Raw genomic sequence first — 13645 nt, 5'->3', positions numbered from 1 at the left:
GCGATCAGACCGCTGCCCAGCCGTTGTCCACCGGCAGGATGACGCCGTTGACGCTGCTTGCCGCGTCGGAAGCGAGATAGACGATGGCGGCGGCCTGCTCCTCCGGTTCGGAGACACGGCCCATGTTGTGCATGTGCCCACCGAGGACGGACGGTCCGTGGGAATGCCGGTCGATGTCGACGTTGGCGGTGATGTCGGTGATCGTGCCGCCCGGTGCTATGGCGTTGGCGCGGATGCCCTTGTCCCGGTACATCACCGCGAGAGAGCGGGTGAGCCCGAGGACACCGTGCTTGGAGACGGTGTACGCGGTCCCCGCCGCGCTGCCGCGCAGCGACGCCTCGGACGCGGTGTTGACGATGGATCCGCCTCCCGCCGCGAGCATGTGCGGCAGAACGGCGCGCGTCAGCAGGAACGGCGCCGTGAGATTGATCCGTAGGACCCGCTCCCACTCGGCGTCGGTGACATCCGCCGTCGCGGACATGCTGTCCATGACGCCCGCGTTGTTGACCAGGACGTCGATGCCGCCGAAGGTGTCGACCGCGCTCGCCACGACTCCGTCGACCACCGCACTGTCGCTCAGGTCGCCCGTGACAGCGACGGCCGTTCCCCCCGCGGACTCGATCGCGCCGACGACGCTCTTGGCCCCCTCGGCGTTCAGGTCGGCGACGACGACCTTCGCTCCCTCCGCGGCGAAACGCAGAGCGGTGGCACGGCCGATGCCGGACGCGGCTCCGGTGACGATGACGCTCTTGCCTGACAGACCCGTAGCACCCATGAGGGCTCCTCTGCTCGACGCGTTGGCGTGCCCATGAGGCTACTAGTTTCTGTCTCAGTGCGACACAAAGTCTCAGCGCGACATAAATTAAAGTGGGCACAGCAAGTCGAGGAGGGGCGCATGGCCGGACGAGCCGGCGGCACCACAGGGCGACCGCCGTTGACGGAGCGGCGGCGCGCCGAGACACGTATGGAGATCGCCGAGGAGGCGGTCCGGCTCTTCGTCGCCCAGGGCGTGGCGGCGACCACCGCGGAGGACATCGCCTCCACGGCGGGGGTGTCCACGCGCACGCTGTGGCGGTACTTCCGCTCGAAGGAGGAGTGCGTCCGCCCCCTGCTCACGACGGGCCTGGAGATACTCACGGAGAACCTGAAGGACTGGAAGGGAGACTCCTCGCTCGCCGAAGCGATCATGAACGTCCATCACGGCGGAGCCACCGGAGCGCGCCTGGAAGCGCTGCGCGACCTCGTACGGCTGTGCCGTGACGAGCCGGGACTGCGCGCCGTCTGGCTGGAGGCGCATTACGACGCCGAAGCCGCGTTCGCCGCCATGATCGCCGACCGCACGCATCGGCCCGCCGACGACCTCGCGGTCCGTCTGGAAGCAGGCGTGCTGAACACCGCGCTGCGCATCGGGGTGGAGGACTGGGCCCTGCGCTCCGACCAGTCGACGGGCCCCTCTCTCGGGGAAACCAACACGCGCGCTCTGCGGATGATCGCCCGGCTCTCCGAAGCGGAAGCTCCTGCGCCTTCCGGGACCGGCTCCTCCACCGAGGGGTGAGCGGGCCGCAGGGCGGGGCCATGGTCGACTGGGCCCGGCTCGTTCCGGGCGGGCTGACCTAGGAGGACGGCGCCGCGACTCACCGTGCTTCGAGCCCGTGCCCACAGCGTGCCGGTATGGGCGGCCAACCACGCTCAACAGCGGTGCGACCGACCCGCTCAGCCACCCCGAAGAAATGATCCGGAGTTGTCAGCCGAACTCCTCGACGTACTCCTCCGGCGGTCCCAGCTCGGGGCGATCCCGCAACTCCAGGGTTCCGCCGAGCCGTTCCAGCTCGAGGACCGTCACGGTGTTCTCGCCCGCGCGCAGCAGCGGTGCCGGGCAGTACAGCGTGACCTGCGGCCCGATCTCCCAGTAGCGGCCGAGCAGGAACCCGTTGACCCAGACGAGGCCACGGCTCGACTCCGGCAGCGCGAGGAAGGTGTCCGCGGGCGTGTCGACGTGAAGCGTCGCGACGGCGAACCCGGCGTGCGTGGTCGCGGGACCGGCGGCGACCGCGTCGGCCAGCTCCGTGGGGGACCACTCCTGCAGCGCGACCGGCGTGCTGTCCCACCCCTGCACGATGCGCCGGTCGACGAGGACGGGACCGAGCAGGCCCTTGTGCCGGCCGATGCCCGGCCCATAGTTCACCCGGCCGAGGTTCTCGACCAGGACATCAAGCCGTACGACGTCGCCGGTTCCGTGGATGGGGAGTTCCGGGTCGTCGGGATCGGCGACGCCGAGGAGGGTGCCGTCGGCGAAGACCAGGGCCCGGTCGCGTACGTCGATGAGAGTGAGCCGGTGCTCGCCCGCCGGGATGCGCGGGTGCGCCGTGTGCAGGACCATTCCCGCGTCGAGCCCGAGATGCTCGAACGAGGCGGGGCGCGGGGCGGTCGAGGTCGGGGCCGGCACGGCGCGGAGGCCGGCGAGCAGGTCGGCGCGGTGGACCAGCGGGACGTGTGCCGGGGGGAGTGTCGGCATCCGCGCGGGTGACCGGACGGGCCCACCCGCGCCGAGCGCCTCGCGCACGGCGAAGAACTTGGCGGTGAACGTGCCGTCCTCGGCGATCGGCGCGTCGGAGTCGTAACTCGTCACGATGGGCTGCAATCGGCCCTCGTCCTCGTTGGCGCCCGCCCACAGCCCGAAGTTGGTGCCGCCGTGTGCCATGTAGATGCTCACGCTGCCGCCGTCGGCGATGATGCCGCGGAGTGTGCGGACCGCGCTTTCCACCCCGCGGACGTGGTGCCGCTTGCCCCAGTGGTCGAACCAGCCGTTCCAGAACTCGGCGACCACGAACGGTTCGTCCGGTCGCCGTCGCGCGAGGAGCTGCCGGGCGTCGTCGGGCTTGGAGCCCAGGGTGACGGTCGTCAGGGTGCCGGGCAGGGTACCGCCGTCCAGCATGAGCTCGGTGGGTCCGTCGGCGGTGAACAGCAGCTCCCGGATGCCCCCTCTGATCAGGGCCTGGCGATTCCAGCGCAGATAGGCGTGGTCGTCGCCGAAGCTGCCGAACTCGTTCTCCACCTGGACCGCCACGACCGGCCCGCCCTCGCCGGTCTGGAGCGCGGCGATGCGCGGGACCAGCTCGTCGAACCATCGGCCGACGGCGGAGGTGAACGCCGGATCCGAGCTGCGGACCGCGACGTCCCGGCCGGTGAGCCAGCTCGGCAGGCCGCCGTTGGACCACTCCGCGCAGATGTACGGGCCGGGCCGGATGATGACGTCGAGGCCCTCCTCACCCACCGTGCGGATGAACCGCTCGATGTCCCGCCAGCCGTCGAAGCGTGGCGCCTCGTCCTCGTGGGGCTGATGGAAATTCCATGCCACGTAGGTGTCGACGGTGTTGAGCCCGAGGTCGGCGAGCCGGCGTATCCGGTCCCGCCAGAGGTCGGGGTGGACGCGGAAGTAGTGCAGTGCCCCGGACAGGATGCGATGGGGAACGCCGTCCCGGTACAGGCGGCCCCCACGCCAGGTGAGCGCGCCGGTGGCGGCGCCGGCCGCCGCATCCGCCACGGTGTGGGCCGGAGAGATGTGTGTCGTGGGGGGCTCAGTCACGGTGCGGAGCTTATGTTATCGATGCCATGCGTAACAAGTTCGATATGATCGGGTGGAAGACGATGTCGCGGGCCGGCCGCGGGAGGGGAGCGCCATGACCGAGGGCACCGCGAGGCTGAGGCAGCCGAGCATGGCTGACGTGGCCCGGACCGCCGGGGTGTCGGCGCAGACCGTCTCGCGCGCGCTCCGCGGCTCGCCGAACGTCAACCCCGAGACCAGAAGGCGCGTGCTCGCCGCCGTGGAACAGGTCGGCTACCGGTTCAACAGCGCCGCCAGGGCGCTCTCCTCCGGGCGCAGTCACACCATCGGCCTCGTACTGCTGGCGTCCGGCGGGTACTACTCGCGCTCGGCGGTGACCGCCGGTGTCGAGGCGGCCGCCGGCGAGGCCGGGTACGCGGTGAGCATCGCGACCATCGCCGCGCTCGACACCGGCCTGATGGAGCGATCCCTGTCCAAGCTCGCCGACCAGGGCGTCGACGGCTTCGTCATCGCCGTGCCGCTCATCTCGGTGACGCCGAAGATGGAGGACATCACCCGCGACATCCCGACCGTCACCCTGGACGGCTCGCGGACGGCGGGCGCCCGGGTGCTCGGGATCGACCAGCAGGAGGCGGGCCGTGTCGCCACGCAGCACCTGCTCGACCTGGGGCACCGCCAGGTCTGGCACATCTCCGGTCCCGACGAGTGGATCGAGGCGCGTCAGCGGCGGCAGGGCTGGCAGGAGTGCCTGGCCGCGGCCGGGATCGAGGCGCCGCCGCCCCTCGAGGGCGACTGGTCGCCCGACTCGGGACAGCGGCAGGGGCAGATCATCGCGATGATCCCGGAGGTGACCGCGGTCTTCGCCGCCAGCGACGAGATGGCCTTCGGGGTGATCCGCGCCCTGCGCGAGCGCGGCCGGTCGGTGCCCGACGACGTGTCCATCGTGAGCGTCGACGACATCGCCCTGGCGGCCTACTGCTCTCCGCCGCTGACGACCGTCCGGCAGGACTTCTACCGCTACGGCCAAGCGGCCGTGGCCCTGCTGCTGCAGGGCGACGATGCCGACGTCGACGAATCCGTCGCCACCGCGTCACTGTCGGTACGCGCCTCCACGGCACCGCCGCGCTCTCGCTGACCCTCGTGTCGGCCGTTCGCTGAAATGCCCTCGTGGGCCTCTTGCGCCTTCATGTGATCAGTGCCACCGTAAGCCTTCATGTTATCGGTGCCATCGTAACAAGTCCGGATCACCGAGTGATCCAGATCTCAGGTGCGTTGGCGCGGCGTCACGGCGGCGTGGCCTCCGATGGAGCCGGCCCCGGGACTTGTTCCTCCGCTCGCAGTCAGGTGGGCAACTGTCCACGGGAAGGACCCCAAATGAGGAGATCGCTCGTCCTCGCGGGCGCCGCGGTCACGGTGCTCGGACTGCTCGCCGGCTGCTCGGCCGGCGGGGGTGGCTCGGACTCCGGCAAGACCACCCTCAAGGTCGCCGCCCTCGAAGGCGGCTACGGCCGGGACATGTACACGCAGGTCATCAAGCAGTACGAGGCTTCGCACCCCGACATCGACGTCAAGTTGCAGATCTCGAAGAGCATCGAAGACGAGATCACCCCGAACATGAAGGCGGGAAAGTACCCGGACGTCGTGGTGCTCGGCCAGGGCCGTAAGGCCGCCCTCACCGAGACCCTCATCAAGGACAAGGCCCTGGAGGACCTCACCCCCGTACTGAAGGAGAAGGTCCCCGGCGAGGACAAGACCGTGGGGGACAAGCTCACCGAGGGCATCGTCGGCAACCTCAACACGAACCCGTACCGCACGGACAAGACGTACCTCATGCCGATGTACTACGCGCCGACCGGACTCTTCTACAACAAGGGCCTGTTGGAGCAGAAGGGCTGGAAGGTCCCGGGCACCTGGGACGAGATGTTCGCGCTCGGAGACAAAGCCAAGAAGCAGGGCATACCGCTGTTCACGTACCCGACCGCCGGGTACCTCGACTCGTTCTTCTTCGCGCTCCTCGCCGACATCGGCGGGGAGCAGTTCTACAAAGACGTCATGACGTACAAGAAGGGCGTCTGGAAGACGGCGGACGCCCGCAAGGCCCTCGACATCACCACCAAGCTGCTGGGCTACGCCGCGCCGGCCACCGTCGGATACGCCAACGAGCAGGACTTCACCAAGAACCAGCAGCTGGTCCTCGACAACAAGGCGCTGTTCATGCCGAACGGAACCTGGATCGTCGGCGAGATGGCGGATGCTCCACGCGCGAAGGGCTTCAAGTGGGGTCTGACACCGCTGCCGGCGGTCACCGCGGGCAGCAAGCGCTACATCACGACGTCGGTCGAGTCGGTCTGGATACCCAGCGCCGCCGAACACAAGGACGCGGCCAAGGACTTCATCGCCTACCTGTACTCCGACAAGGCGGCGAAGATCTTCGCCAAGTCGAACGCGATCCAGCCGATCGAGGGCATCGCGAGCAGCCTGTCCGGGGAGAACGCCGAGTTCTACAAGGTGTACGAGGACCCGTCGGTCGCCCCGGTCGTCGGCGGATTCGCGAGCACCGCGCCCGTCCAGGGCGTCGACATCAAGGCCACGCTCTTCGACACCGCCAACAGCATCATCAGCGGCGACACCACTGAGGACAAGTGGCAGGCCGCGCTGAACGACGCCAGCGAAAAGCTGCGCCAGGCGGGCGACTGACGTGCCCGGCGGCGGCCCGGCACACCCGGGCCGCCGCCGGCGCCTGCACCCCGGAGCCCCTCTCCGCGCACCCTCGACTCCCTCGAGCGACCCAAGGACCGGCACGGTGACGACCCTCTCCAACCCACCCCCAGGATCGACGGACCGCACATCCGTACCGGCGCCGTCCGCCGGGAGTTCCCGGCGCCGCTCCCGGTCCCCGGCCCGCCGGCGCGGCAACACCGGCTTCGTGCTCGCCTGCCTGCTGCCCGCGCTGGTCCTCTTCGCGGTCTTCATGGTGATCCCGACGGTGAACGTGTTCCGGACGTCCCTCTACACCTGGGGCGGGTTCTCCCCCGACAAGCGCTTCGTGGGGCTCGACAACTTCCGCCACCTCCTCGACGACGAGCAGTTCGTGCGCGCGTTCCAGAACACGGTCGCGCTCCTGGTCGTGGTGACCGTGGTGACGATGGGCTTGGGCCTGTTCCTCGCCGCGATCATGACCCGGCAACGGCTGCGCGGGCGGAACCTGTACCGGTTCGTCCTCTACATCCCCAACGTGCTCTCGGTCGTCGTGATCGCGGCGATCTTCTCCGCCGTGTACGACCAGAAGAACGGTCTGCTCAACGGCACGCTCCGGCTGCTCTCCCTCGACGGCCTGCAACAGGTCTGGCTCGGCAATCAGAAACTCGTGCTCTACTCCGTCGCGATCGCGATGGTCTGGCAGTCGCTGGGCTACTACATGGTCCTCTACATGGCGGGCATGTCGAGCATCCCGGAAGAGCTCTACGAGGCGAGCGCGCTCGACGGGGCCTCCGCCACCCGGCAGTTCTTCGCCATCACGCTGCCGCTCATCTGGCAAAGCCTCCGCACCACGCTGACGTTCTTCGTCATGAGCGCCGTGAACCTCAGCTTCGTCCTGGTCCGCGCGATGACCGGCGGCGGGCCCGACGGCTCCTCCGACGTCCTGCTGAACTACATGTACAAGCAGGCGTACACGAACTCGTCGTACGGCTACGGCATGGCCATCGGTGTCGTCATCTTCGCGTTCTCGTTCCTCGTGTCGCTCCTGGTGAGCCGGGCGACGCGGCGCGAGCCCCTCCAGTTCTGAGGACGGACACCATGACCATCATCAGCTCATCCCGCCCGCGCACCGACCGCCCGGGTACCGACCGCCCCGGTGCCGACCGGCCGCGGACCGGCCGTGCGCTCACCTACGCCCTTGTCATCGCCCTCGCGCTCGCCATCGCGGTGCCGGTCGCCTGGGTGCTGCTCGCCTCGCTCAAACAGAAGAGCGAGTTCTTCGGCAGCCCCTGGACGCTGCCGAAGGGCCTGCACCTCGAGAACTACGTCGACGCGTTCGTCACCGCGCACATGGGTCAGTACTTTCTGACGTCCGTGTTCGTCACGGTGCTCGGGCTGGTGTTCGTCCTGGCGGTCTCCGTGCCGGCGGCCTATGTCATCGCCCGCTACGAGTTCCGCGGCCGCCGCATCGTGGAGACCGCGCTCCTGGCCGGCCTCTTCGTGAACGTCAACTACATCGTCGTGCCGATCTTTCTCATGCTCGTCGACTGGGACCGCTCGCTCATCGACGTCTTTCCCGGCGGGTTGTTCATCGACAACCCCGCGGTCCTGTCGCTCGTCTACGCGGCCACGTCGATCCCGTTCACGATCTATCTGCTCGCCGCGTACTTCCGGTCGATACCGGTCGAGTACGAGGAGGCCGCCGCCCTGGACGGGGCGTCCCGCTTCCGGATCATGACCAGGATCATGCTCCCGATGGCGCGCCCGGCGGTCACCACCGTGATCCTGTTCAACTTCCTGGCCTACTGGAACGACTTCATCATCGCGCTCACCCTGCTCCCCGGCGAGGGCAAGACGCTGCAGGTCGGCCTGCTCAACCTGTTCACCGCGCAGAAGGCGGCCGCCGACTACGGACGTCTCTACGCCGGCATGGTCATCGTCATCGTTCCCGTCCTCATCCTCTACGCGGTCATCCAGCGTCGGCTCATCGAGGGCATCGCATCCGGCGGAGTGAAGGGCTGACCGGCACCCCGCGCATCAGCAATCAGTCAGTCAGTCAGTCAGTCAGTGGAAGGAAAACCGTTCATGACCGGCATGAAGGAATCGACGCGCACGGCACTGCTCGTCACCGCCCGTACGCTCGTCGCGGCAGCCTGCCTCACGCTCGTCGTCACCGCGCGAACGACGGTCGGGTGGGGAAACCTCCTGGTCATGCTCGCCGCGCTGGCCGGGCTGCTGGCCCTGCTCGCCGCGTACAACCGGCGGTTCCGGTGACCGCGGCCGCGGCGCCCGGACAGGCGCTGGCCGCGGTCCGGCCGAGCGCCCGTCAGGTCGCCTGGCAGGCAATGGAGTTCTACGGGTTCATCCACTTCGGCATGAACACGATGACGGACCGGGAGTGGGGCGAGGGACACGACGACCCGGCCGCCTTCGACCCGGCCGGGCTCGACGCCGACCAGTGGGTCGCGGCGCTCAAGAGCGCCGGGATGACCGGCGTGATCCTCACCTGCAAGCACCACGACGGGTTCTGTCTGTGGCCGAGCGACGTCACGGCCTACTCGGTCGCCTCGTCGCCGTGGCGGGGCGGCCGGGGCGACGTGGTCGCGGAGGTCGCCGACGCGGCCCGGCGGCACGGCCTGCGGTTCGGGATCTACCTGTCCCCCTGGGACCGCACCGAGGCTTCGTACGGCTCCGGGACCGCGTACGACGACTTCTACGTCGCCCAGCTCACCGAGCTGCTCACCCGGTACGGACCGGTGTTCTCGGTCTGGCTGGACGGCGCCAATGGCGAGGGTCCCAACGGCAAGGTCCAGGTGTACGACTGGGAGCGGTACTACGCGGTGGTCCGCGAGTTGCAGCCGGACGCGGTCATCAGCGTGTGCGGGCCCGACGTCCGCTGGTGCGGCAACGAGGCCGGGGACACCCGCCCCGACGAGTGGAGTGTGGTCCCGCGCGCCCTGCAGGACGCCGAGCGGACCTCGGACCGCTCGCAGAAGGCGGACGACGGAGTCTTCGCCCGGCTCGTCCGCAGCGACGACCGCGACCTCGGCAGCCGCGCCGCGCTGGCCGGGCACGAGGACGACCTGGTCTGGTATCCGGCCGAGGTCAACACCTCCATCCGTCCCGGCTGGTTCCACCACCCGGTCGAGGACGCCGCGGTCCGCTCCGTGGACGAACTGTTCACCATCTGCCTGCGCGCCGTCGGCGGCAACTCCTGCTTCCTGCTCAACGTCCCGCCTGCCGGGGACGGGCGCATACGCGACACCGACGTGGCCGTCCTCGATCAACTCGGGCGGCGCATCGAGGACTTCCGGGCACGGCGGATCGAGGCGACCGCGACGGTCTCGTCCGGTACCCCGGGCGACGTCGCGACCGCGTGGCCCGGCAGAGGGCGCACGCCGTGGCGGCCGGACGACACGGACCCGCTGCCCGCCGTGACACTCGCCTTCGCCGGGCCCCGCCCGGTCGAGGCGGTCGTCCTGGGCGAGGACATCACGCAGGGGCAGCGCATCGAGCATGTCGTCGTCCGGGGCCGCCGGGACGGCCGGTGGACGACGCTCGCCGAGGCGAACGCAGTGGGCTACCAGCGCATCCTGACGTTCCCGCCGGCCGAGGTCGACACCGTACTGGCCGAGGTGACCGGGGCCCGGGACACGCCCGTCGTCGCCCGGGTGGCCGCGATAGGGGCGGCCTCATGAAGGGCACCTTGCCCAGGACGGGCACCTCCCGCAGGCAGGGCACCACGCGTAAGCAGGGCACCACGCGTAAGTCGGGCAGCACCTCACGCAAGCCGGGAACCCCGCGCAAGGCAAGCACCTCGCGCGGCCCGAGTAACTCCCGCAGGCCGGGCACCTCCCGCAGGCCGTCGCGCCGGGCAGTCGTCTGGTTCACCGGTGTGTGCGTCGCCCTCGCCGCGCTGGTGGTCACCGGAGTGACGATGCTCAGCCATCGCACCAGCGAGGCCGAGGTGGCCTCCCTCGACGGGCACCCCGTGACCCGTGACGAACTGCTCTTCCACATGCGGCGGCTCGCCCCGACCGTGCAGAACGAGCTGCGCAACAAGTACCACCTGCGGGGTAAGACCGACTGGAACGCGAAGGCCGGCGACAAGACCGCGCTGCGGCGGCTCGAGACCCGTGCGCTCGACGAGATCTGGCGGGACAAGACCACGCTCGTCCTCGCGAAGGAGCAGGGGCTCATCGACTCCGTGGACCACGCGGACTTCCTCGCCGAGCTGGCCGAAGAGAACGAGTCCCGTGCCAAGGCGATCGCCGCGGGCCGGACCGTCTACGGCGTCGCGCGGTTCTCCCCCGAGGAGTACTACACACACCGGCTCACCGAGCTCACCACGAGCCTGAAGAAGCGGCTCGGCGCGGACGCCGGCGACCCGCTCCGGGTCACCGACGCCGATGTCCGGCGCGCATTCGACGCCGACCGTGACGACTGGAGCGCCAACGCGACCACGTACAGGTACTCGAAGCTCGTCGTGCCGGTGCCCGCCGGCGCTTCCGCGGACTACGCCACCCGTCTGCGGCGGCGGGTGGCCGACGCCGGGCGCCTCAAGGCCGTCGCCGCCGGGGAACCGGGTGCCAAGCTCACGACCGGCACATACGACGGCAGTGGCTCCACCGGGCTGAACGCCCACGACCAGGACCTCATGGCGGTGCTCGGCAAGCTCTCACCGGGCCGGATCTCCGCCCCCGTCACAGACACCGGCCAGATCACCTACTACGAGCTCGACGGCAAGAAGGTCGACGAGGACAAGGCGTTCGCCGACTACTCCCGGCGGATCCGGCAGTCGCTCGTCGAGAAGAAGTTCAACCAGTACCTCCAGCGCCGTGTCGACAGCAGCGACATCGATATCAACGCCTCGGCGGTGGACGCCATCAACGCAGAGGATGTGCAGCAGCAATGAGACCTGTCCCCATAAGACCTGCCGATACCGAACCATCCCCCGTCAACGAGGCGGCGCCGACGCTCAACTGGCCCTCGGTGCGTGCGCTCCGCGCGGTCCTCACCGCCCTGCTCGCCGCGGTGCTCGTCGGATCGTTCGTTCCCGCCGCGCACGCCGTCGCGGCCCCGGGCCCCGCCCGCACCGCCACTGCCGCCGCCCTGCCGAGCTGGCCGGGCAACTCGCCGAACACGACCGGCGGCACGGACTACTTCATCGACGCCACGAAGGGGAGCGACAACGCGGCCGGGACCTCGCCGAAGACCGCCTGGCGCACCCTCGACAAGGCCAACTCGACGACGTTCGCGCCCGGCGACCGCATCCTGCTCAAGGCCGGTGAGGAGTGGCAGGACGAGCAGTTGTGGCCGAAGGGCTCGGGCAGCGCGGGCAAGCCGATCACCATCTCGGCGTACGGCGACCCGAGCGCCGGCCGGCCGTACATCGCGACGAACGGCAACGTCCCGAACCCGTTCAACGCGGACGGCACGAAGAATCCCGAAACCGTGGGCCGGACCGGCTCCATCGTGCTGCGCAATCAGCAGTACTGGGACATCAACAACGTCGAGCTGTCCAATGACGACGACTTCGCGACCAACATCACCGCGGGGACCTATGTCCGCGACGGAATCATGGTGTCGATCAACGCCGACCTCCTGAAGGCCGGCGAGGACAACATCATGGACCACTTCCGCATCTCGGACGTGTACGTCCACAACATCGACGGCCCGAGCTACTGGCAGAAAATCCACTACGGAGCCGTCGACTTCCAGGTCTTCGGCAGCAAGAGCTACAAGGACTACGGCACCGGCGGCTACTACTTCAAGAACGTCCGGATCGAGAACAACACCTTCGAGAACGTCGAACTGCACGCCATCCAGTTCGCGTTCAACTGGTTCTACGACCGCACAGCCGACTCCGGCCAGTACGACGAGAGCGGGAAGTGGCACGAGGGCTGGGAGCAGCTGTGGGTGCGCACCCGCGACCTGTACAGCCGCGACGTCTACATCGGCCACAACTACGCCGAGAGCATCGGCCAGGGCGCGATCCAGCTCGCCAACACCAAGAACATGACGGTCGAGTACAACGAGGTGAACGGGTATCTGAAGCGCTACGACGCGGTGTCCTGCGCGCTCTATCTGTGGGCCGGCGCCGACTCGGTCATGCAGTTCAACGAGGTCTACGGCGGTCCGAACAACGAGTACGACGGCACCCCGTGGGACCTCGAGTACACGAACTTCAACGTCACGTACCAGTTCAACTACTCGCACGACAACGCGGCGGGCTGGATGGCCTATATGGGCAACAGCTCCAACTCGATCGCCCGCTACAACCTCAGCGTCAACGACGACGGCGTGCTCGTGAAGAACATGCTGTCGACGAACTACTCGCCGACCTATTTCACGAACAACACCTTCGTCTACGACGGCGCGGATCTCGACTACGTCCACGACGAGACGTTCCTGAGCAGGGTCTACTTCCTGAACAACATCTTCTACAACACCTCGAAGACGACTGCGACGCCGTGGTATCGCCGGACCGGCGCCCTGCGGCAGGCCGTGTTCTCGAACAACGACTACTACGAGGCCGGCGGCACCCACTCCAGCCAGGAACCGGCCGACCCGAAGGGGCTGCGGGCCGACCCGCGGTTCGTCGGTGACCCGGCGAAGTACGTCACCGGGGCGGGCGTGGACCGGATCCGGAAGGCCGCGGCGCACTTCGCGCTGCGAGACGACTCACCGCTCATCGACACCGGCCGGTACAACCCGCACCTGGGCACCAAGGACTTCCTCGGTACTCAGATCTACTACGGCGACGCACCGGAAATAGGCGTCGCCGAGAAGCGCATCGGCACGCAGGTCACCAGCCCGGTCGACGACGACCCCATCGAGGAGGAGGCGGACAACCGGGTCGATCTCGCGCTCGGCAAACCGGTCACCGCGAGCTCGACCCACCCCGGGGCGAACGGAACGCTCACCGCGGACAAGCTGACCGACGGCGACCTCACGACCCGCTGGGCCGCGGCCGATGACGCGACCTACCCGATCACGCTCGACATCGACTTCGGCGCGGACACCACCTTCGACGAGGTCTACCTGGACGAGTACACCGACTCGGGCACCAACCCGCGGGTGCAGTCGTTCGAGCTGCAGCGATGGGACGCCGGAACCGGCCGATGGGTGACGTTCGCGAGCCGCGACACCGGCATCGGGCACGACCTCACCGTGACCGGCTTCGGCAGCGTCACGGCCTCCCGGCTCCGGGTGGCGCTGACCGGACAGATCGCGACGGAGCAGTACACCCCGACGATGACGGAGATCGCCGTTTACCACACCACCGCATAGGGACACCGCGTGCGTAGGCACTGTCCACCCGTCCATGGTGGACAGTGCCTACGCACGATCTGCTCGACGGCACGCATCAGGATCCGT

Annotated in this window: 11 protein-coding genes; 9 read left to right on the top strand and 2 right to left on the bottom strand. The window is 68.8% G+C overall.

All coding sequences use genetic code 11. The features are described 5' to 3' along the window. Positions 1-4: 4 nt before the first annotated feature. Positions 5-775 (bottom strand): SDR family NAD(P)-dependent oxidoreductase, encoded by a 771-nt coding sequence (locus tag FE633_RS07105; RefSeq protein WP_138044234.1) that lies wholly within the window; start codon positions 773-775, stop codon positions 5-7. Between the two features lie 120 nt (positions 776-895). Here FE633_RS07105 and FE633_RS07100 point away from each other — a divergent pair, with 120 nt between their 5' ends. Continuing rightward, positions 896-1555 carry a TetR/AcrR family transcriptional regulator gene (locus tag FE633_RS07100; RefSeq protein WP_171059842.1) on the top strand — a complete coding sequence of 220 codons (660 nt, stop codon included), beginning with the start codon at positions 896-898 and terminating at the stop codon, positions 1553-1555. Between the two features lie 189 nt (positions 1556-1744). On the opposite strand, the gene FE633_RS07095 is transcribed toward FE633_RS07100, so the two are convergent. Beyond that, the gene (locus FE633_RS07095; RefSeq protein WP_138044233.1) at positions 1745-3586 is read right to left on the bottom strand and encodes a glycoside hydrolase family 35 protein; all 1842 of its coding nucleotides are present in this window, start codon (positions 3584-3586) and stop codon (positions 1745-1747) included. Between the two features lie 94 nt (positions 3587-3680). Between FE633_RS07095 and FE633_RS07090 the strand changes: the two genes are divergently transcribed. The 8 genes from FE633_RS07090 to FE633_RS07055 all read left to right on the top strand — a co-directional run bounded on the left by FE633_RS07090 (position 3681) and on the right by FE633_RS07055 (position 13558). Further along, on the top strand, positions 3681-4700 hold the full coding sequence (locus FE633_RS07090) for a LacI family DNA-binding transcriptional regulator (protein WP_138044232.1): 1020 nt from the start codon (positions 3681-3683) through the stop codon (positions 4698-4700). A 239-nt stretch (positions 4701-4939) separates the two neighbouring features. After that, on the top strand, positions 4940-6262 hold the full coding sequence (locus FE633_RS07085) for a carbohydrate ABC transporter substrate-binding protein (RefSeq protein WP_138044231.1): 1323 nt from the start codon (positions 4940-4942) through the stop codon (positions 6260-6262). A 106-nt stretch (positions 6263-6368) separates the two neighbouring features. Then, on the top strand, positions 6369-7352 hold the full coding sequence (locus tag FE633_RS07080) for a carbohydrate ABC transporter permease (protein WP_212747175.1): 984 nt from the start codon (positions 6369-6371) through the stop codon (positions 7350-7352). An 11-nt stretch (positions 7353-7363) separates the two neighbouring features. Then, positions 7364-8287, top strand: a complete 924-nt coding sequence (locus tag FE633_RS07075) for a carbohydrate ABC transporter permease (protein ID WP_212747174.1) — start codon at positions 7364-7366, stop codon at positions 8285-8287. A gap of 63 nt (positions 8288-8350) precedes the next feature. Further along, positions 8351-8539: a DUF6903 family protein gene (locus FE633_RS07070; protein ID WP_138044230.1), complete on the top strand. Its 189-nt coding sequence runs from the start codon at positions 8351-8353 to the stop codon at positions 8537-8539. Continuing rightward, positions 8536-9963, top strand: a complete 1428-nt coding sequence (locus FE633_RS07065; RefSeq protein WP_212747173.1) for an alpha-L-fucosidase — start codon at positions 8536-8538, stop codon at positions 9961-9963. The genes FE633_RS07070 and FE633_RS07065 overlap by 4 nt, the downstream gene beginning before the upstream one ends. Then, positions 9960-11180 carry a hypothetical protein gene (locus FE633_RS07060; protein WP_138044229.1) on the top strand — a complete coding sequence of 407 codons (1221 nt, stop codon included), beginning with the start codon at positions 9960-9962 and terminating at the stop codon, positions 11178-11180. The genes FE633_RS07065 and FE633_RS07060 overlap by 4 nt, the downstream gene beginning before the upstream one ends. Beyond that, positions 11177-13558 carry a discoidin domain-containing protein gene (locus FE633_RS07055; RefSeq protein WP_138044228.1) on the top strand — a complete coding sequence of 794 codons (2382 nt, stop codon included), beginning with the start codon at positions 11177-11179 and terminating at the stop codon, positions 13556-13558. The genes FE633_RS07060 and FE633_RS07055 overlap by 4 nt, the downstream gene beginning before the upstream one ends. The last annotated feature ends 87 nt before the right edge of the window (positions 13559-13645 follow it).

The sequence above is a fragment of the Streptomyces montanus genome (genome assembly GCF_005786655.1).
Taxonomy (GTDB): Bacteria; Actinomycetota; Actinomycetes; order Streptomycetales; family Streptomycetaceae; genus Streptomyces; species Streptomyces sporangiiformans.
The sequence above is the reverse complement of the archived record's forward strand: the minus strand, read 5'-3'. Positions and strand labels throughout refer to the sequence as shown.